At 73.2% G+C, this 17,731-nt stretch carries 20 protein-coding genes and 2 pseudogenes; 9 read left to right on the top strand and 13 right to left on the bottom strand.

Annotation, left to right across the window (positions count from 1 at the left end):
- A pseudogene (locus tag AB0F18_RS32980) lies at positions 1–85 on the top strand (lytic transglycosylase domain-containing protein); the annotation flags it as partial.
- Positions 86–199: 114 nt separating this feature from the next.
- Here AB0F18_RS32980 and AB0F18_RS32975 read toward each other — a convergent pair.
- The 6 genes from AB0F18_RS32975 to AB0F18_RS32950 all read right to left on the bottom strand — a co-directional run bounded on the left by AB0F18_RS32975 (position 200) and on the right by AB0F18_RS32950 (position 4,701).
- Positions 200–1,012, bottom strand: a complete 813-nt coding sequence (locus AB0F18_RS32975; protein WP_362067326.1) for a peptidoglycan-binding protein — start codon at positions 1,010–1,012, stop codon at positions 200–202.
- A 123-nt stretch (positions 1,013–1,135) separates the two neighbouring features.
- Positions 1,136–1,441, bottom strand: coding sequence for a hypothetical protein (locus AB0F18_RS32970; RefSeq protein ID WP_362067324.1), 306 nt, complete (start codon positions 1,439–1,441; stop codon positions 1,136–1,138).
- A 103-nt stretch (positions 1,442–1,544) separates the two neighbouring features.
- The gene (locus AB0F18_RS32965; RefSeq protein WP_362067322.1) at positions 1,545–2,552 is read right to left on the bottom strand and encodes a CopG family transcriptional regulator; all 1,008 of its coding nucleotides are present in this window, start codon (positions 2,550–2,552) and stop codon (positions 1,545–1,547) included.
- The gene (locus AB0F18_RS32960) at positions 2,549–3,100 is read right to left on the bottom strand and encodes a hypothetical protein (RefSeq protein ID WP_362067320.1); all 552 of its coding nucleotides are present in this window, start codon (positions 3,098–3,100) and stop codon (positions 2,549–2,551) included. Before AB0F18_RS32960 ends, AB0F18_RS32965 begins: the two co-directional genes overlap by 4 nt.
- A gap of 144 nt (positions 3,101–3,244) precedes the next feature.
- Entirely contained in the window at positions 3,245–3,928 is a 684-nt protein-coding gene (locus tag AB0F18_RS32955) for an ATP-dependent endonuclease (RefSeq protein WP_362067318.1), read from the bottom strand.
- Positions 3,929–3,993: 65 nt separating this feature from the next.
- Positions 3,994–4,701 carry a DUF4232 domain-containing protein gene (locus AB0F18_RS32950; RefSeq protein ID WP_362067316.1) on the bottom strand — a complete coding sequence of 236 codons (708 nt, stop codon included), beginning with the start codon at positions 4,699–4,701 and terminating at the stop codon, positions 3,994–3,996.
- 458 nt (positions 4,702–5,159) lie between these two features.
- Between AB0F18_RS32950 and AB0F18_RS32945 the strand changes: the two genes are divergently transcribed.
- Together AB0F18_RS32945 and AB0F18_RS32940 are read left to right on the top strand one after the other, a co-directional pair.
- Positions 5,160–5,723, top strand: a complete 564-nt coding sequence (locus AB0F18_RS32945; RefSeq protein WP_362067314.1) for a dihydrofolate reductase family protein — start codon at positions 5,160–5,162, stop codon at positions 5,721–5,723.
- 96 nt (positions 5,724–5,819) lie between these two features.
- Positions 5,820–6,611 carry a neocarzinostatin apoprotein domain-containing protein gene (locus AB0F18_RS32940; protein ID WP_362067312.1) on the top strand — a complete coding sequence of 264 codons (792 nt, stop codon included), beginning with the start codon at positions 5,820–5,822 and terminating at the stop codon, positions 6,609–6,611.
- Positions 6,612–6,621: 10 nt separating this feature from the next.
- On the opposite strand, the gene AB0F18_RS32935 is transcribed toward AB0F18_RS32940, so the two are convergent.
- A complete protein-coding gene (locus AB0F18_RS32935; protein ID WP_362067310.1) occupies positions 6,622–7,176 on the bottom strand; it encodes a DinB family protein in 555 nt (184 codons plus the stop codon).
- Between the two features lie 75 nt (positions 7,177–7,251).
- Here AB0F18_RS32935 and AB0F18_RS32930 point away from each other — a divergent pair, with 75 nt between their 5' ends.
- The 3 genes and pseudogenes from AB0F18_RS32930 to AB0F18_RS32920 all read left to right on the top strand — a co-directional run bounded on the left by AB0F18_RS32930 (position 7,252) and on the right by AB0F18_RS32920 (position 9,948).
- Positions 7,252–8,535: a DUF2716 domain-containing protein gene (locus tag AB0F18_RS32930; protein ID WP_362067308.1), complete on the top strand. Its 1,284-nt coding sequence runs from the start codon at positions 7,252–7,254 to the stop codon at positions 8,533–8,535.
- Between the two features lie 9 nt (positions 8,536–8,544).
- Positions 8,545–8,862, top strand: a pseudogene (locus AB0F18_RS32925) (DUF3626 domain-containing protein); the annotation flags it as partial.
- A gap of 81 nt (positions 8,863–8,943) precedes the next feature.
- Positions 8,944–9,948 carry a BtrH N-terminal domain-containing protein gene (locus AB0F18_RS32920; protein ID WP_362067306.1) on the top strand — a complete coding sequence of 335 codons (1,005 nt, stop codon included), beginning with the start codon at positions 8,944–8,946 and terminating at the stop codon, positions 9,946–9,948.
- Positions 9,949–9,971: 23 nt separating this feature from the next.
- On the opposite strand, the gene AB0F18_RS32915 is transcribed toward AB0F18_RS32920, so the two are convergent.
- Positions 9,972–10,730: an ATP nucleotide 3'-pyrophosphokinase gene (locus AB0F18_RS32915; RefSeq protein WP_362067305.1), complete on the bottom strand. Its 759-nt coding sequence runs from the start codon at positions 10,728–10,730 to the stop codon at positions 9,972–9,974.
- Positions 10,731–10,959: 229 nt separating this feature from the next.
- Between AB0F18_RS32915 and AB0F18_RS32910 the strand changes: the two genes are divergently transcribed.
- Positions 10,960–11,526: a hypothetical protein gene (locus tag AB0F18_RS32910; protein ID WP_362067303.1), complete on the top strand. Its 567-nt coding sequence runs from the start codon at positions 10,960–10,962 to the stop codon at positions 11,524–11,526.
- Positions 11,527–11,553: 27 nt separating this feature from the next.
- Here AB0F18_RS32910 and AB0F18_RS32905 read toward each other — a convergent pair whose 3' ends face one another.
- Positions 11,554–12,453 (bottom strand): NAD-dependent protein deacetylase, encoded by a 900-nt coding sequence (locus AB0F18_RS32905; protein ID WP_362067301.1) that lies wholly within the window; start codon positions 12,451–12,453, stop codon positions 11,554–11,556.
- A gap of 236 nt (positions 12,454–12,689) precedes the next feature.
- On the opposite strand from AB0F18_RS32905, the gene AB0F18_RS32900 reads away from it, so the two are divergent.
- Positions 12,690–13,430 carry an AAA family ATPase gene (locus AB0F18_RS32900; protein WP_362067299.1) on the top strand — a complete coding sequence of 247 codons (741 nt, stop codon included), beginning with the start codon at positions 12,690–12,692 and terminating at the stop codon, positions 13,428–13,430.
- Positions 13,431–13,458: 28 nt separating this feature from the next.
- On the opposite strand, the gene AB0F18_RS32895 is transcribed toward AB0F18_RS32900, so the two are convergent.
- Positions 13,459–13,950 (bottom strand): hypothetical protein, encoded by a 492-nt coding sequence (locus AB0F18_RS32895; protein ID WP_362067297.1) that lies wholly within the window; start codon positions 13,948–13,950, stop codon positions 13,459–13,461.
- 97 nt (positions 13,951–14,047) lie between these two features.
- Positions 14,048–14,458, bottom strand: coding sequence for a hypothetical protein (locus AB0F18_RS32890; RefSeq protein ID WP_362067295.1), 411 nt, complete (start codon positions 14,456–14,458; stop codon positions 14,048–14,050).
- Positions 14,459–14,663: 205 nt separating this feature from the next.
- Here AB0F18_RS32890 and AB0F18_RS32885 point away from each other — a divergent pair, with 205 nt between their 5' ends.
- Positions 14,664–14,921 carry a hypothetical protein gene (locus AB0F18_RS32885; protein ID WP_362067293.1) on the top strand — a complete coding sequence of 86 codons (258 nt, stop codon included), beginning with the start codon at positions 14,664–14,666 and terminating at the stop codon, positions 14,919–14,921.
- A 38-nt stretch (positions 14,922–14,959) separates the two neighbouring features.
- Here AB0F18_RS32885 and AB0F18_RS32880 read toward each other — a convergent pair whose 3' ends face one another.
- Together AB0F18_RS32880 and AB0F18_RS32875 are read right to left on the bottom strand one after the other, a co-directional pair.
- Positions 14,960–15,802, bottom strand: a complete 843-nt coding sequence (locus tag AB0F18_RS32880; RefSeq protein WP_362067328.1) for an MOSC domain-containing protein — start codon at positions 15,800–15,802, stop codon at positions 14,960–14,962.
- Between the two features lie 96 nt (positions 15,803–15,898).
- Positions 15,899–17,731 (bottom strand): M1 family aminopeptidase (locus AB0F18_RS32875; protein ID WP_362067291.1); only part of this gene is annotated, 1,833 nt, incomplete at its 5' end.

Genomic DNA, 17,731 nt, shown 5'->3' with positions numbered 1-17,731 from the left:
CAAGTGGGGCCTGGACTACATGAACGAGCGCTACGGCAGCCCGGTCGGCGCCTGGAACTTCTGGCAGGCCAACCACTGGTACTAAACCACCGGTGGAGCAGTACGCAGCGCACGCACAAGAACGCCCGACGGGACTTCCCGGTCGGGCGTCTTTGCGTTGAGGGTCCTCCGGACACCGTCCGGTGCGTGCGGCGGACGGTCACCCGGTGCCGACGCGGGGCACCTTCAGCCTGGCCCAGGACGTGGGACCGGGGATGCCGTCGGCGTCGGCGCCGGAGTAGCCGAGCTTGCGCTGCCAGGCCCGGTAGGAGCTGACGTCGCCGGATCCCCAGACGTCGGCGTTCGCCGAACTCTCGTAGCGGTCGCAGCCGACGGCGACGAGCCGTTCGTGCAGGGCGGCGATGACCGGGCTGCGGCGGCCGGCGGTGAAGAACCCGGCGCCGGGGAACGGCTCGAAGGCCGACGCCGGGGGCGTCCATCGCCAGGAGGCGACGGCGGGGCCGCCGCGGGGATCGTGGGGGTCGGCGGTGGGCGGGCACTGGCCGTCGGGGTAGCGGGGGGCGAAGTAGCCGGTGACGTAGCTGCTGCGGCGCGGGTTGGAGTGCGACCAGACGCCGTTGCCCTGACCGCGGTCGACGGATCCGGCCTGGATGCTGTTGCCGCCCTTGGTGTAGACGGTGTCGGGGTCGAAGCCGGTGACGATCTCGGTGTGCGCGCCGTCGCCGAAGTCGACCCAGGCGCCGACGGAGGGGTAGTCGGACCACTGGTCGCGGGCCTTGGCCCATGCGGTGAAGGCGCTCACGTTGTCGACCTTGGGCACGATCGCGTCGAGCCCCGTGTCGTGGTACATGCACCAGTCGAAGATCACGCACCAGGCGACGCCGTTCTCGCCGAACTCCTCTCCCCACCGGGTGTAGTTGTCCCAGCCGTCGCGGCTGTTCCAGCCTTCGTAGATCTGCTCGGGGACGCTCATGAGGTGGTCGGTGAGCTGCCGCCACTGGGGTGTGCTCATGGGATGCCTCCAGGCGTGACGGTGTGGCGGATGCTGTATCCGGAGCCGTCAGTTCCTATGAGGATCCCCAGGAGTCCGCGCGCCGATGCCGTCCTGAGCTGGGGAAACGATTCGGCTCGGCCGTCAGGCGCGGCTCCGGGGGAGGTCCGGCGTGAGCATCTCGTGGACGCAGCGGCGCAGTCCGCTCGTGGAGTCGACCGGCAGGAGCCACGGCACCCGCTGGAACAGGTCGCTGAGGCGGTCGGTCCGAGGATCGGTCAGCAGGGCGCGGAGCTCGTCGGGGACGGGCTCGTCGACCAGGCACAGCCAGGCGAGGCCGGCGCCGATGCGGAGCTCGGGCGGGCGGCCGGGGCCCGACCACAGGTGCCGGGCCCACGTCGGAGCGCGTTCGTCCCGCTGTTCGCGGGCGAGTTGGGCGATCGCCAGCACCAGATCCTCCACCTGCCAGCCACGCGCTCCGTGAACACCTCCGCCCACGACAGGGCCGACACCGCGGGCCGCGCGCCGGGCGGGCGGCAGGTCCGCGTACGGGCTACCGCCAGTCCCGCAGGGCCCGACCCAGGCCGTCGAACCATGCCGCCCGGCGGGGCTCGTCGCGTCCGTCGGGCGAACCGCCCAGCGCGAGCACGGGATCGGTGATCCGGTAGGTCACCCGGTAGGCCAGCACGTCCAGAGCGGTTTCCAGCCATGCCTCCGTACGGTGCGGGGGAGCCGCCGGCCCGAGCGTCGTGGAGAACCACAGGGGCAGCAGGTCGCCCCTGACCAGGGCATCGGACAGGCGGCCGCGCAGCCGCTCCCGCAGCTGTGCGTGGGCTTGCCGCCCGGCCTCGACGACCGCGGCCGACGCCGCGCGCCCGGCGTCGTCCATCGCCAGCTCGTCCTCGGCGCGCCGGGCGTTCGCGGTCAGCTCCGCGATCCGCCCCTGCCCCTTCTGCGCCGCCCGGGACGCCCTGGTGAACGCCGCCTCGGCCTTCTTGCGGCCCGGATCGCCGGCCGCGGTGGACGCCAGCACGGCCGCGGCCTCCCGCACCCTCGCCCGGTACGTGGCCAGGGCCTGGCGGGCCTGCTCGTGTCTGGTGATCCGGTGGCGGAGGACGCTGCGCTCATGGTCGCTGAAGAGGGTCTCCTCGGCCGTGAGGCCCTCCTCGATGGTGAGGGCGAGGCCGCGCAGCTCTCCTGACGGGTCGGAGTCCAGGTCGACGGCGGCGGCGCCCTCGGCGTTCCGCAGGTGCCGCTCCAGGGCGGCCACCCGCGCGGCCAGCCACTGCACGTCCGTGTTGGCCGAGGCGAGGGCCTTCTCCAGCTGCACGGCCCGGACCTCGGCCGCTTCCTTGGCCTCCGCCAGCTCGGCCTCGAAGCCCTTGGCGCGTCGCGTGGCGCTCTGCTCACCGGCCTTCAGCCGCTCCACCGCCCGGGTGACGTCGGACAGCTTCGACGTGAGGTCGGAGAGGGCCCGTTCCGTGTCCACCCGGAGGCTGTCCTGGCCGCGCTGGAGCGCGTCGATCCGGCGGGCGTGCTCCTCGCCCGGGTTGCCGCTCACGCCCGCTCCTGCGCCACGTCGGCCTCGCGTGACTTCATGGCCAGGCCGAAGGCGAAGTACCAGCCGACCGCCGGAAGCAGCCACCCCCACCAGGGCAGCACGTCGAAGGCGAGCAGCAGGACCGACACGACCGCGACTCCGAGGGCGGCGGCGGCCTTCCGCAGCCACCGGTGCTGATGCTGGAACGGGTCCTCTCCGGCCGCGTAGAACCCGCCGGTCAGGAGGAACTGGACGATCGCGAAGTACAGCCACCCCCCGCCGATCCATTCGAGCGCCGAGGCCGTGCCCACCACCAGCGCACAGGCCATGTGTGCCCCCAGCGCCAGCGTGAACGACCGGGTGTTCGCCTCGAACTGCTGCCGCTCCAGGACGGCCGCCGCCTCCGCCTCGTACGCGAGCAGCGCGGTGCCCGCCTGCACCAGCCGCGCGAACGCGTCCGGATACCGCGGGTCGTCCTCCTCCAGGCCGTCCAGGGCCCCGAGGGCCGCGGCGACGTCGGCCTGCCGCCCCCTGACCTCCAGGGCCGTCTCCTCGTCGAAATCAGCCACCCGTCCCCCCACGGTCCTCCGCGACAGCGGGACGCGTCCCGCCCGCGGCGTGCGCCTGTCGCAAAACTGATCGACGGTAACGGGCCTGCGCAGGCCCTGTCGAGACGGTTCCACCGTCACTGGACCGCCCGCCCGTGCACCGGATCAGCGTCCGCCGTGTTCCGGCCGGCCGGTGCCCGGTGCGTACCGCCGGTCCGCGGAGCCGGGCCGCAGGCTGGTGAAGAGGGCGTCGAGGGGTGCGGGTATCCGGCCGGGGTCGAGGGCCCGGGCGAGGAGGTGGCCGTAGCGGATCTTGCGGCCCTTCTTGGTGCCGAGGAAGCGCCGCACCTGCTGGTGCCGGTCGCGGCCCTGTTGCGCGGGCTGGCGGGTGAAGGTCTGCCACGGGGTGAGGTCGCCCTCCGCCTCGATGATCTCCTCCACCCTCGGGACGCCCAGCGCGCGGATGAGCTCCTCTTCGAGGTCCCGCACGCAGACGAAGACCTCGTCGCCGGGCGAGCCGGCCTGGCGGAGGGCGCGGTCGTAGAACGGCAGTTCCTGCTCGTCGCAGAGCCCGGTGATGCGCAGTCCCAGTCCGGGCGGGCCCAGGAGCCGGGTGTAGCGGCCGATGTTCATCGCCCCGCCCATGGAGATGACGCAGACGCCCTTGGCGTCCAGGTCCCGGCCCAGGCGTGCGGCCAGGGTCTCGATGGCGGCGAGGTCGCTGGGCCCCTCCACCAGCACCACGGTCGTGACCCTCGGCTCCGGGGCGGGCGCGTGGGCCGGCCCGTCGGGGCCGCCCGCCGCAGCCCAGCCGGTGACCGCGTTCCGGAATACGTCCATGTCCGCCATGCGGTGATTCTGCAGCACCGCACGGCGGAACCGGCACGGATTTTCCCGCGGTCCGGCCCGGAGACCTAGAGGGAGTTGAACGAATCGCGGGCGCTGAAGTGGTACACGCCGACCTTCGGGCGGGCGACGCTCTGCGGGGTGGCCAGCGGGAGGCTGACCTGGTCGGCGTTCGGCATGTGGCTCGGGTCGGCCACGATGTTGATCTCGTCGGCGACGGGCCCGTTGCCGTTCGAGGGGTTCAGGTCCACGGCCGCGTACGCGGTGGCCCCGGGCCGGACCGGGTGCGCCGGCGCGCCGCCGAGGCCGTCGGGAGGGCTCGCCTGGATACCGAGGGCGGCGTTCTTGGCGCTGAAGCCGACGGCGGGGGTCAGGTCGAGCCCGCACGTGGTGGAGCCGTTGTTGGTCACCGTGATGATGCGGACCGTGGCGGGGAAGCCCTGAGGCGAGGTGACCTTGACGGTGATGCTCCGCGCGGAGCAGGGGTGGGTGTAGGCGTAGCTGTCGTCGGTGCCCGGCCCGGCGGAGGCACCGCCCGGGCCCTTGCCGTCCGGCCCGGCCTGCGTCGGGCTCGGGGCCGCAGACGGGGCCTCGCTGGCGGACGGCGTCGGCGTCGGGGCGGTGGCGGGTGCCGCCGTCCCGGTACCCGTGCTCGCGCTCGTCGTGGGCGTCTTCAGCGCTTCGCCCGCGGAGTCCGAGCCCTCGCAGGCGGTCAGGCCCAGGGCGAGCCCGAGGAAGGTGGCCAGGGCCGCGGAACGGCTCCGGTGGATGTGCATGGTGGAACTCCCCGTGTCGTACGTTCGGGGCGGAAGCCGCCCCTGTGGGAACCACTATGACCCGAACGGCCCCGGCCTCTGACATCGGGACCGATGACCTGTCAGCTGGGGCCCGGCAGAAGGCCGGTCGGCCGATCCGCGGCCGGTCCGGGGGAGCGGACGCGTACGGCCGTGGCCGGGCCCCACGAAGAGCGGCTGCATTCGCATGCCCGTGATCCCGTAGAGGAACGTGAGCGGGATCAGGACCAGCGCGCCGCCGTAGGCGAGGGCCTCCAGCAGCACGGGCAGTCGGCGAACGTGCCGCCCCGCGCCACCCCCGTGATCACTCGTCTGCCCCCCATCCGCCACACCGGCGGGGGAGCCTGTCCGGCGGCTTCCGAACGTATGCTGGCACCGGCTGAATCCCGTCAAGCCATCGGTCCGCGCGGCGTCGAGCCCGTGGCCGGAGAGGACGTCCGATGCGCAGCGTGACGTATTCGATGGGCATCTCGCTCGACGGCTACATCGTCGGGCCGGACGGCGGATTCGACTGGACGGCGCCCGACGAGGATCTCTTCCGCTTCGTCACCGACGAGCTGCGGGGGGTCGGCGTCCATCTGATGGGGCGAAGGCTGTACGAAACGATGCTGTACTGGGAGACGGCGGACCAGGATCCGGCGCTCGACGCCCCGATGCTCCAGTGGGCCGCGCTCTGGAAGCCGCTCCCCAAGGTGGTGTTCTCCACGACGCTGTCGGCGGTGCAGGGCCAGGCCCGTCTGGCCTCCGGCGGCCTGGCGGAGGAGATCGAGCGGCTGCGGGCCGAGCCCGGGGAGGGCGACATCGCGATCGGCGGCGCGAGGCTCGCCGCCCAGGCGGCCGCCCTCGATCTGATCGACGAGTACCGGCCCAGGGTCCACCCGGTCCTGGTCGGCGGCGGCATTCCGTTCTTCCCCCGGAGCGAGCGCCGGGTGGACCTCGAACTCGTCGAGAGCCGCACCTTCCCTTCGGGGGTCGTCCGCCTCCGCTACCGCGTGGCCCGCTGAACGCGTCACCGGCGCGGCCTGAACGCGTCCTTGCCGGGGAGGCCGGGAGCCAGGAGGATCCCATCGACCTGACAGGCGCAGCAGGAGGGGGCAGCGATGGGGTTCTGGGGGGCATTCGGGCGGGCGGGGCTCGTGGTGGCGCTGGCCGGGGCCGGGTTGGCCGCAGGCGGGGCGGCGGAGGCCGTGCCCGCCGCTCCGCAGCTGATCGTGAAGCGGACCACCGGGCTGCGCGACGGGGACATCGTCGACTTCTCGGTCGAGGGAGGCCCGGCCAAGGCGTACGTATGGGTCGAGGTGTGCGCCCCGGACACGGTGGCGGGGGCCTGTGACAAGGACACCGCGCGGCAGTTCCGCGTGCTGCCGGACGGCACCCTGCCGGTGTCGCCGAAGAAGCTCTACGCACAACTCGCCACCGGGACGGGCACCTTCGACTGCCGTACCGCGACCGCGGAGAACCCCTGCCGGCTGGCCCTGACGGACAACGCCGGCGCCGTCCTCACCACCGTCCCGCTGAGCTTCCGGCCGCGCGGTGCGCTGGAGGCGGCTCCCACCGTGCGGGTGGATCCGTCCGAGGGGCTGGTGGACGGCCAGTCCGTGCACGTCACCGGGCGCGGGTACGAGCCGCAGTACCACTCGGTGGTCCTGGAGTGCCCCGCCGGCTCCACGGAGGCCACCGGCTGCCGTACCCGCGGCCGCCCGCCGGCCACCACCGACCAGGGGCGGCTGGACGAGACGGTCGTGCTCTCGGCGACCTTCACCGCCAACGACGGGCGCACGGTCGACTGCCGTGTCGCGCCGGGCTGCGAGGTGGTCGTGTTCGGGACCCGGGTCCGCGGCCCGCACTCGGTGTCCCATCCCCTCCGCTTCGCCCCGGCCGAAACCCCGTGACCCGGACGGCCTATCCGGCCCGGTGCGCGTACAGGTCCCTGAGCAGGGCGATCTCGGCCCCGTGGTGGATCATCTCGCGGTTGATGTGCAGGACGAGGGCCGCCATCGGCTCCTTCTCGTACCCGTCCTCGCCGCACGGCCGGACCAGGCCCTCCTCGCCGAGGGCGCGCACCCCGGTGGTCCAGCGTGCGTACGCCGCGTCGAGCCGGTCCAGTGCTTCCGCGGCCGTCCCCGGGTAGACGTACGTCATGTAGTCCACGGGCGGTCCGCCGAAGTGTGAGGCGTTGCGCGCGCCGAGCACGCCCACGAGGAGGTGCCCGAGGCGCCAGGCGATCGTGGTGACCGGGGCGGGAACCGGCTCCGGATAGGCCCAGTCGATGGTGAAGTCCCCGGAGCCGGCCTGCACCGGGGCCGTGCCGGTGCCGCGCGGGCGCACGCTCCAGCAGTCCGGGACGGGCTCCCAGAGGAATTCGTCGTCGGTGAGGCCGTCCAGACGCCCGCGCAGCTGGTGCCGCCAGTGCCAGTCGAGTTGGTCGACGAGGAGTGTGTTCCAGTCCAGTGCCATGGTTTCACGCTAGGACGGCCCCGGCCCGGACGCCCCGTGGCTCGCCGCCCTTTCGGCCCGTCTAGGCTCCCGATCATGGACATGGGTGGGCGGTGGGCGGAGTGGAACCGGCTGCGCGGGCGGGTTCCCGCGTGGCATCCGGCCGGGGTGGTGGTCGAGGCCGACGGGCCGGTCGTGCGCCGGCACTACGGGACGCACGGCACGGTCGAGCACGCCTCGCTCGCCGAGCGGACCGGCCTCGCCGCGCTGGTGCGCCGGCAGCAGGAGGCCTTCGCGGAGCGCGGCGAACCGGTGGATTGGAAGGTGTACGGTCACGACTCGCCGGAGCTGGGCCCGGCCCTCGCGGCGGCGGGGTTCGACGCGGGCCCGGCACGCCGGGTACTGGTTGCCGGTCCGGTGCGCGAGGAGGACGGGCCCTTGTCGTCCGGGGTGCCCGAGCACGCGGCGAAGCCGCCCCGCCACGGGGTGCACAACCTGTACGACGTCAGGGATCAGGCAGAGCGGGCGTGGGAGGTGGCCGCCGGCTCGGCAGGCCCCCACGCGATGCCGTACGCGGAGATGACCGCGGACGGCGCCTCGGATGACGGGGACGTGTTCACCGAGGTCCTGCTGGAGGACGGCCGCGCCGTCGCCGTGGCGTGGATGCACGCCGACGCGGGCCGTCCCTTCGCCGTCGTCGGAGGCCTGACCCGCGACGACCCGGACTTCGTCAAGGCCTGTACCGACGAGTGGCGCAGGCGCCGGCGGGGTACGGCGCTCCTCGCGGAAGCCGGGGGCGCGCTGCGCGAGCGGCTGCTGGAGGCCGGTTTCACCGAGGCCACCACCGTACGTTCCTACCGTTGGAGCCCGCCGGGTACTCCCGAGACCAGCCGGCCCGCGCGGTTCCTCGACTGGCTGCACGACGACGGGCCGCTGTGGGACCGCTTCTCCGCGGACTTCGCCTTCAAGCCGAGCATGACCCACCGGCCCGCGATCACAGAACCGTCCCCCTCGGCCGTATGGAACCTGCACTCCCACCACCGGCTCGTCCCGGACCTCCCCGGCGAGCTCGACGCGATCGTCCGGCGCGGACTGCTCGCCGCCACCGGGCCCGGGGAGTTCGTGTACTGGCTGGACTGGCAGCACAACGGCTACCGCTACGACCCCCGACGCGTCGGCATCCCCGGCCGTCCCCCCGTCCCGGGACTCGGCACCTACCCCGACGGCGACTACTACCTCCACCTCACCCATGACCTGCGCCTGGGCACCTTCGGGCACCCCTGGGAGCAGACCCTGACCGTCTGGGGTCCCTCCCTGCTCGCAGCCGTCGAGGCGGAGCTGACGGCGCTGCTCGGGGAACCGGTCAGGCGCCGGCCGTGACCGGACACGCTGCACGGCAGGCCGATCCTGGACGCCATGGCCGAAGACGGCTTCTACCGCTCGCAGTTCGTCACGGGGACCAGCAACGGCGGACTCACCGCGCATCCGGGCGGCGACCGCTGGCGCTGGGAGAGCCGGATCTTCGACGGGGCCCATGACGACGCCACCCCGCACGAGCGCCCCGTCTACGGATCGTTGAACTTCCGCCGCAAGCCCGTCGGCGGGGCCCCGCGGTTCGGCTCCGCCCACTTCCGGCTGACGGCCGGCACGCCGGCGCGCACCACGTTCTGCTACCCGGACAGTTTCCTCGGACCTTCGGACCCCGGCTTCAGGAGTCCGAACGCCCCGAACCCCGGAGGGCCGCTCCACGATGCGTTGAGCTGGCCTTTCCGAGGTTAGGGTGACCGCATGACCGTGCTCGTATACGAAGACTTCGGCACCCGGCGCCACCGGGAGGCCTCGCTGATCCGCCACGCCCTGGGCAGCGTCCACGACGAGGAGCTCGTGGCCGGCCTGGCCGGCGGGATCGGCTTCATGTACTTCGTCTTCGCGTACGAGGGCAGGCTGCCCATCGTCTCGATCGTGGCCCAGGCCCATCCCGAGCCCTGGGTGCAGGTCGCGCTCGGCCGTCTCGGGGTTCCGTACGAGGCCACCCGGGCGATGAACCCCCGCTGGGGCCGGGTCCGTGCCGCGCTCGACGCCGGGCAGCCCGCCTTCTGCGTGGTCGACCGTTCGTCCCTGCCCTGGCACGGCCCCGACCCGGACGCCGAGATGACCGGCACCGACCCGCACACCGTCGTCATCGCCGGGTACGACGGCGACGACCTGCTGGTCGAGGACGGCGCCGAGACCCCGTACCGGATCGACCGCGAGCGGTTCGGCGCCGCCTGGACCGCGCACCGCAAGGGCCGCCACCAGCTGATCGTGCCCACCGGACCGGCCGAGGGGGAGCCGGACGTGGAAGGGGCGATCGCCTCCACGGTCCTGCACCTCACCGGGCCGGTCCTGGGCAACGAGTTCGACGTCAACTTCGGGTTCAGCGGGATGGAGAAGCTCGCCGCGCAGCTGCGCGACGACAGCACCGACGCCGGCTGGGAACGCCGGTTCGGCAGCACGCCGGAGGCCTTCCGGGCGGGCACCGGGCGGCTGTACGCCTGCCTGGAGGAGAACTGGACGGCCCCGGGTGCGACGCGCCCGCTCTACGCCGATTTCCTCGACCTCGTCGGGCGTCCGGAGGCCGCCGCGCTCTTCAGGGAGTCCGCCGGCCACTGGTCGGAGCTGGCCGCACTGGCCCGGGACGCGGCCCCGGAGGCCGGCCCGGGTGAACGGCGAGACCTCTTCGAGGCGTGCGCGCAGCGCGTGGACCGCTGCCTGGACCTGGAGCGGCAGGCGGTCCGGTCCCTGACGAGCTGACGAGCCGCCCCTGGTTCGCCGGGTCAGCGCCCTGCCGGGACGGGGAGCGGGGCGGGCGGGTTCAGCCGCTCGGCGCCCCGCGGTACGGGCACGGCGGCGAACTCGGCGTCCTGCCGGGCCTGGAGCTCCCTCTTCCGGGCCGGGGTCGTCGACGGCAGACGCTGCTCCTCGTACAGCAGGTGGGTGACCTCCTGGGCGTGCTTGCTGGCGGGGGTGTGGAACTGGACCTCGAAGAGCTGCCCGGAACGCGGCGCGCGCCAGCCGGTGTTGAGACCCTTGTAGCCACTGCTCCGGCCCCAGGTGTTGGACCACTTGGTGTTGTCGTTGCCCCATGCGGAGAGGACGGCGGAGGCGGCGGCCACCCCCTCGGTGTAGGTGCCGTCCGGCCACTGGAGGGTGTACCTGACGGCGTCGGTCAGCCCGGCCAGGGCCGCGTCCACCGTCTGGCCGGGGTGCTCCTTGAGGGAGGTGGCGACCTTCCGCTTGAGGGAGTCGGGGGACTTGAGGCGGTGCTCGTAGCCGATCAGCTCCGCACCCGAGACGAGGGCGGCGGCGCGCACGTCCGTGCCGATCGCCTCCTCGGCCCGCTTCGCCCGGTCGGCGTAGGCGTCGACCTCGGCGTTGTCGGCGGCGTTCAGGGCGAGTCCGCCCTCTCCCTTCCAGCCCTCGTCGGCGGGACCCGCGGCCACCGCCGTCCCGGCTCCCAGGGCCAGCGCGGCGGTGAGCGCCGTCGCGGTCAGGATGCGGCCGATGGCGGGGGCGGCGGACGTGCTGCTCGTCATGGACTCTGCCTTCGCACTCGTGAGATGACCTTGTGCGAGCTACAACGGACCGGCTCCGGGCGGGTTACGGATCGGGCCCGTCGCGGTCCCGCGGAAGGCCGGGCGCGGGGGTGCAGGTGTTCGCACGCCCCCCGCGACGGTGACGCACGACCGTCCCGGTCCCGCGCGGGGGCGAGGGTGCGGGATCATGAGGGGTGCAATGCGGGCCGGACGTGGAGAGGGCGCCTTGATGGAGGTGGAGCACAAGCCGCAGACGGCGACCGTCGCGGGGCTGCTCGCGGGGGCCGTGGAGGGGCAGAGCGGGGCCCTGTGGCGGCTGCGGGGCGTCGACCGGCAGCTCGACGGCAACCTGGTGCGTCATCTGCCCGGCACCGGGGGAGCGGAGTACACCGAGGACGAGGTCGACGTCATGCTGGTCGTCGTCTCGGGCACGGGCATCCTCACCCTCGACGGCACCCAGTCGCACCTGTCGCCCGGCTTCCTGGCCCTGCTGCCGCGCGGCGCCGCCCGGGCCCTGCTGGCCGGCCCGAACGGCCTGGTCGTGCTGACCGTCCACCGCAAGCGCCGGGGGATGACCATCACCCCGGCTGCGCCGGCTGAGCCGGCAGCCGCGGCGGCCCCGGTAGGCCCGGCAGCTCCGACAGCCCCGGCTGCCCCGGCAGGCCCGGCGACCCCGCCCGTGCCGTGCGGCCTGCACCTGGTCTGCCCGCGCTGCCACCGCCACGCGATAGAGGTCGACGCCCGCTACTGCTCGGGCTGCGGCACCCGGCTGCCCGACCGTCCTGCGACGGGCTGACCCGGCCGTCCGGGCCAGGTGGCAGCGTCAGTCGCCCGCCCGGTCCTCGACCGGGACGTCCAGCCGGTCGGCGACCGTGCTGAGGGCCGTCCCGAGCGGGAGCGCGACCCGGGTGACGGCGTGCCGGTCGCCCCGGGTCCGGTCCCGGTTGACGATCAGCACCGGCTTTCCGGCCTCGGCGGCCTGGCGGACGAACCGGAGCCCGGACATCACCGTCAGCGACGATCCGAGGACCAGCAGTGAGGCGGCCTCCCGCACCAGCCTGCGGCACTCCTCGACGCGCCGCGGCGGAACCGCTTCGCCGAAGAACACCACATCGGGCTTGAGGACGCCCCCGCAGAGCGCGCACGGCACCACGCGGAAGTCCCCGACCTGGGCCTGGGTGAGGTCGGCGTCCCCGTCCGGGTTGATCCCGGCGGCCACGGGCTCGAAGCCCTCGTTGGCCTCCTCCAGCCGCTGTGCCAGTTCGTGGCGCGGGCTGCGGGCCCCGCAGGAGAGGCAGACGACCCGCCCCAGGTTTCCGTGGAGCTCGACGACGTCCTCGCTGCCGGCGGCCTGGTGCAGACCGTCGACGTTCTGCGTGATCACACCCGACAGCAGGCCGTGGCGCCCGAACGCGGCCACGGCCCGGTGCCCGGCGTTGGGCCGGGCCCGGCCGAAGGTGCGCCAGCCGAGGTGACCGCGCGCCCAGTACCGCTGCCGGGCCCCGGCGCTGGCGGTGAAGTCCTGGTAGGTCATCGGGGTGTGCCGGCTCAGGCTCCCGCCCTCGCCGCGGTAGTCGGGGATGCCGGACTCGGTGGAGAGGCCCGCCCCGCTGAGCACCAGCACACCGCCGGCCCGCAGCGCATCGGCGACCGGCTGCAGGTCCGTGGTGCCCGGCGGCAGGTCCTCCGTGGGGGTCCAGTGCAGGGTGGGGCGCATACGCATGCCCCCAGGGTACGAACCCGGCCGTGCGCACGGGAGTGGATCATGTGTGGCGGTGGCCGCGCCGACCCCAGGACTCAAGACGTGGGGTATTGCTCAATTTAGGCATTTCCGTGACCGTCCCTTGTGGGGACTGCGCCCGGCCGTTGTGACATTCTGATCAGTCTCATACCCGCCGCTGCCGCATCCGGCGCGGTCCACCACCTGGCAGGGAGTCGAAGCACGATGTACGGTCCGCTGTGTCCGAGGCCGGCCCTGACGTGAAGAACGCGAAGTCCACCGTGGACCCTGGACACCGAGCCGTCCGTCACGTCACCCCCCGGGGGATCGTCGACCTGCGCGGGCGGACCGATGCGGGGATATGCCTGTCCTACCCGCAGAACGCGGTCGTCGTCATAGCCGGTCTCCCGGGCAGCGGGAAGAGCACCCTGCTGCGTGCCTGGGCCCCTTCGGGAACCGTTCTGGACCCGCGGACCACGCGCTCCGCCTGCGAGGCGGTCATGCCGTCCTGGCTTCCCTACGCCGTGTACCGGCCCGTGGCGCGGCTGCACCACATGCGCAGGGTCCGCACGGCGATGCGGGGCTCCGCTCCGCTGCTCATCCACGACTGCGGCACCCGGACCTGGTTGCGCCGGTGGCTCGCGCGCAGCGCCGACCGTACGGGGCGGCCGGCGCACATGGTCCTCCTCGACGTCGGGGTCCAGGAGGCCCTGTCGGGGCAGCGTGCCCGTCGGCGCCTGACGTCACCCCGTGTCTTCGCCGCCCATGAACGGGGTCTGGCGGCGCTCCTGTCCGGCATCGGGGGAAGCGGCCCGCGGCGACCCGCGGAGTTCACCTCCGTGGTCCTCCTCGACCGCCGCCTGCGCGACACCTCGCCCCACGCCCGGTTCACCGGCCCGCCGGCGCCGTCCCGGGAGCCGGAAGGGGCCGCGGATGTCTGTCCGGTCGAGCTGGTGGAGGACGGGCGGCGCGAACCCTGAGACGCGCACGCGGCGCAGGCGACAGACCCTAGGCCCAGGGATCCCGTGCCAGGTGGCCGGGGTGGTTCACTGCGCGTTCGTAGGCGCCGCGGTCGAAGACGTACGGGCCGAGGGGCAGCACGTCCCCCGCCGCCCGGTACGGCATCCGGAACCCGGACCAGGTCACGGTGTCGGCGGTGGCGTCGATGCGCGCGTAGAGCGGCCCGCACTCCCACACCCCGCACACGCAGCCCAGGACCACCGTCGTCCCGGTCGCCCCGTCCCACAGCTCACCCCGCCCCTCGCCCAGGAAGTGCCGCGCGGCCCGGTCGTCTCCCTCGCCGAAGTCGAGCGCGGTCAGGCCGCCGTACTGGTGCCGCAGGAACTCCTCCGCCTCCTGCGGGGACTTCTCGCGGAAGAACTCCTCGGCCTCCCACGCCGGCCGGACGGCCTCGACCAGCGGTTCCCGCAGGTCCGTCCCGTCCACCCGGATGCCCCACCGGCGGTTCACCCCGTACGTGAAGAACTCGATGCGTCGCACGGTCCGCATTCTCCCGCGGCTTCCTCGACCCCGTTGTCCTCGTGGGCTGACGGTCCCGGGCGGCGACCGGCCGGTCACGGACGGGGCAACTCCCGGGTCACACCCGGATCCAGCGCCTCACGGCGTCGATGGTGTCCTCGGGAGAGGAGTTGAAGCACAGCCGGATGCCCGGTGCGGCCTCGGTGAGGACCCCGACGATCCGCTCGAACAGCAGGGTGTGCTCGGGCAGCATGCGTATGCCCCCGCCGACCATCGCCAGCCCGAAGTCGCCGTCCCGCAGGTGGCGGCGAATCGCGGCCTCGGCCTGCTCCGGTGCCGCGTCGATCAGGCACAGGACGGCGTCGAGACCCGCATCGAGCAGGGCGGCGTTGCCGGCTTCGATCCGGGCGGTCAGCACGGTCTCGTCCAGCCCCTCGGGCAGACGGCTGTAGTCCAGCGCGCGGGGGTGCAGGCCGATGGACAACACCTTGGTCCCGCGGGGCAGCGGAGCGGGCGTCAACTGGTTCATGTTCAGGGGCCCTTCTGTAGCGTGGTGGTGATCGTCCATGACAGCCGCACGACCGTGCGGGACTATTCCCGGCGTCCCCGGTCTGGCCCGGTGAGGTGAACTTGTACGTCGAATGGCGGCGGGGGAGGGCGGCAGCGGTGGCGGTCCGGCGGGGCGCGGCGGAGGCTCGTCCTCGGGGACCGGCACGAGGGAAGGGCAGTCGCCGATGCCGCAAGCCGAGGAGGAGGGTCTCGCCGCACGCCCGACGGGGCCGGCCGCTCCGCAGCGGAGCAGGGCCGGGCACCTGAGGGCGGCGATCGTGCGGACCCGTCTGCTGCCCGCGTTCCTGGTCCTCACGGTCATGATGGTGGCCCTGTGGCTCATGGGTATGCCGTTCCTGCAGGCCCTGACGATCTCCACCGGGGTGAAGATCGCGGCGGCCCTGCTCGCCTTCCGCCGGCCGGCACTGCCACCGCCCCCCTGACTCCGGTGCGGCACCATCAGAGGGGTGAGGCTCCGATGTCACGGTCCGTCCGGCAGTGTGAACGAGTCGCCCAGCCGGACCGTGCCGGGTTCGAGGACCTCCAGGTACACCCCGAGGCAGGCCAGCCGCCCCAGGTCGAAGACGGGGATGCGATGTTCACGGGCGATCGCGCGCATGATGCCGGGGTCGGCCTTCAGCTCGTCGTGGCCGAGGGTGGGGACCACGCAGCGGGGTGTGGGCACCAGGACGCGGAAGAGGGCCTCGCCCGCGCGCAACCGGCGGCCCTGCCAGGTGTCCTCCGTGAAGGCCGGCGCCGCACCGGTGTCGACGACCAGGTTCGGCCGGAACCGGCGCGGGTCGAAGTCCCCGGCGGGGTGGGCGGATCGGAGTCCTGCCAGGGTGGAGGTGGTGACCAGGTGGACCCGGCCGTAGTCGAAGAACGTTCCCGGCGCCGCCCTGCCCACCGTGATCCTCTCGCCGGTGCCGTCCACGGACGCCGTCGCCCGCAGGGCATCCGGGACGCCGCCCTCGTAGTCCGGCACCGCACGCTCCAGCGTGCCGTGCTCCGGCGGGCTCGCCGAGAGGAAGACGTGACGGCCCAGCAGCTTGGACAGCCGGGCATCCAGATCGGGATCGCCGACCGTGTGCACCTCCCCGTCGGGCAGCTCCACCTCGACGGCGCCCCCGGCCCACCGGCTGCGACAGCCGAGCAGGCGCCCCCACTTGCGCGGGTGCTTGGCGCTGCCGACCGCGCCCGCCTCGTCGAGCGCCGCGTACGTCCGGTCCCCGGACAGGCCCGCCCGCGTCACCGCCACCGACGCGAGATCCTCGCCGAGCATGGACTTCACCGGATACCGGCGCAGGGCCGCCACCGTACCCACAGAGATCAACTACGACGCTCCCCGTCCCGCGGATGACTTCCGCTGTCTGTCGTGCCGGCCCGCCGGGGTGCGTGACCCCGGCGGACCGTTCCTGCCTCAGCCCTCGATGCGGTGCTGCGTCCAGAACGAGGTCAGGTCCGTGGCCGAAACGGCCTGGGCGGCCGCCTTGAACTCGGCCGTCGTCGAGACGCCGTACCAGTGCGAAGTGGCGTAGTCCTTCAGCAGCTTGGCCATCACACTATCGCCGAGCTGGCGCCGCAGGTCGTGCAGGGCGCACTTGCCGTAGCCGTACACGACGGTCGAGTACCGTGACGAGTGCGCGTCCCAGTAGGCCATCGAGTTGGTGATCTTCTCGGCCGACGAAGCCCACGAGACGCCGCTCCAGCAGTTCGTGCCCGTCTTGCCCAGCGCCAGGTCGGTGGCGTAGTCGGTGAACGACTCGTCGAGCCAGGGGCTCGTGTACTCGTCGTCGCCGACGATGCCGTAGAACCACTGGTGCCCGATCTCGTGCGTCAGCGCCGTGGTGCTCACCAGGTCGAGGACGAAGCCGGGGTACTCCATGCCCCCGAACCAGTAGTTGTTGTCGATGACCGCGTCCAGCTCGCCGTACGGGTAGGCGCCGAACCGCGCCGCGTGGGCGTCGACCGCGTTCTTCGCGGTGGTCAGCATGGACTGGGCGTCGCTCGCGCTGATCCCGGACACGGAGTAGATGTTGATCGGCGTGCCGGCGGCCGAGGTTCCCGAGATCTTGCTGAACGGACCGGCGCCCCAGGCGAAGTCGCGCACCTTGGAGGCGGTGGCGGTGGTGACCGTACGTCCGCTCGCGCCGGGGGTGTCGACGGAGGTCCCGGTGGCCGGCACCAGCAGGCTGCTGGGGTGGTCCAGGGTCACCTTGAAGTCGGAGGCCAGGGAGTAGAACGACTCGCCGTTGTTCGTGTACGGGTCCAGGTGCCAGCCCGCGCCGTCCCGGACGGCCAGCACCGGCAGGGCGTTGCCGATGTTGCTGAACGCCCCGTCGTGGCCGAACCGGTCCGCACCGCTGGGCACGGTGATCGCCAGGTCGAAGCCGATCGTGGCGCTCTGGCCCTGGTTGAGCGGGGCCGGCAGGTCGATCTTGAGGGCGGTGCAGGCGACCGAGAGCCCTCCGGCGGTGCCGCCGGTGACGTTGCTGACGGTGATCGGCATGGCCTGGCAGGTGCCGTGGTAGTTGTCCCAGAGCCTCAGGTACACCTCGCTCAGCGGGGTCGCGGAGGCGTTGGTGAACGAGGCGGTCTCGTGGCCGGTCCACACGAAGCCGCTCGCGTCGCTGCTGAGGTCCACGGTGTACGAGGGCGCGGCCGGGGTCCGGGTGGAGTCCGTCGGCGGGACCGTGCCGCCGGAGGTGTCGAGGGCGACGTCGTCGACGACGAAGCTGGTCTGGAGGCTGGAGTCCTCGGAGCCGGTGAACGCGACGGTCACGGTCTGCCCGGCGAAGGCGGAGACGTCGAAGGACTTCTGCACGTACCCGGTGTTCTTGTCGAGGTTCGAGTACGTCGCGAGCGTCGTGCTGCCGATCTTCGCGGTCAGGGTGTCGTACCTGACCGAGGAGGTCTGCTCGGCGGTGTCGATGTGCAGCCAGAAGGTGAGGGTGGCGGTGCTGCACCCGGCGGGGACCGTGACGCTCTGGGAGAGCGTGTCGGTGTGTGTCCGGCCGACGCCGTTCAGCCAGGCGAAGTAGCCGCCGGCGTGGGCGGTCTGGCCGGTGCGGTTGGTGATCAGGCCGGTCTGCGACTGACTCCAGGGCGAAGTGCCGCTCTCGAAACCGCCGTTGGCGACGACCTGGGCCGGGGCGCAGGCGTCGGCCGTCCGCGAGGCCTGGGTCTGCCGCGCCGGGCCGGTGCGGACGGAGGCGGTCTGCGCCGCGGTGGCCTGCGCCGGGGCGGCCGCGGC

The organism is Streptomyces sp. NPDC029216 (assembly GCF_040648015.1).
GTDB lineage: Bacteria > Actinomycetota > Actinomycetes > Streptomycetales > Streptomycetaceae > Streptomyces.
This window is presented reverse-complemented; position numbering and strand designations above follow the sequence as displayed.

Coding starts and splice junctions, on each gene's coding strand:
- AB0F18_RS32975 (WP_362067326.1), bottom strand. CDS start 1,012: ATGAGCACACCCCAGTGGCGGCAGCTCACCGACCACCTCATGAGCGTC.
- AB0F18_RS32955 (WP_362067318.1), bottom strand. CDS start 3,928: ATGGCGGACATGGACGTATTCCGGAACGCGGTCACCGGCTGGGCTGCG.
- AB0F18_RS32950 (WP_362067316.1), bottom strand. CDS start 4,701: ATGCACATCCACCGGAGCCGTTCCGCGGCCCTGGCCACCTTCCTCGGG.
- AB0F18_RS32945 (WP_362067314.1), top strand. CDS start 5,160: ATGCGCAGCGTGACGTATTCGATGGGCATCTCGCTCGACGGCTACATC.
- AB0F18_RS32940 (WP_362067312.1), top strand. CDS start 5,820: ATGGGGTTCTGGGGGGCATTCGGGCGGGCGGGGCTCGTGGTGGCGCTG.
- AB0F18_RS32935 (WP_362067310.1), bottom strand. CDS start 7,176: ATGGCACTGGACTGGAACACACTCCTCGTCGACCAACTCGACTGGCAC.
- AB0F18_RS32930 (WP_362067308.1), top strand. CDS start 7,252: ATGGACATGGGTGGGCGGTGGGCGGAGTGGAACCGGCTGCGCGGGCGG.
- AB0F18_RS32920 (WP_362067306.1), top strand. CDS start 8,944: ATGACCGTGCTCGTATACGAAGACTTCGGCACCCGGCGCCACCGGGAG.
- AB0F18_RS32915 (WP_362067305.1), bottom strand. CDS start 10,730: ATGACGAGCAGCACGTCCGCCGCCCCCGCCATCGGCCGCATCCTGACC.
- AB0F18_RS32910 (WP_362067303.1), top strand. CDS start 10,960: ATGGAGGTGGAGCACAAGCCGCAGACGGCGACCGTCGCGGGGCTGCTC.
- AB0F18_RS32905 (WP_362067301.1), bottom strand. CDS start 12,453: ATGCGTATGCGCCCCACCCTGCACTGGACCCCCACGGAGGACCTGCCG.
- AB0F18_RS32890 (WP_362067295.1), bottom strand. CDS start 14,458: ATGAACCAGTTGACGCCCGCTCCGCTGCCCCGCGGGACCAAGGTGTTG.
- AB0F18_RS32885 (WP_362067293.1), top strand. CDS start 14,664: ATGCCGCAAGCCGAGGAGGAGGGTCTCGCCGCACGCCCGACGGGGCCG.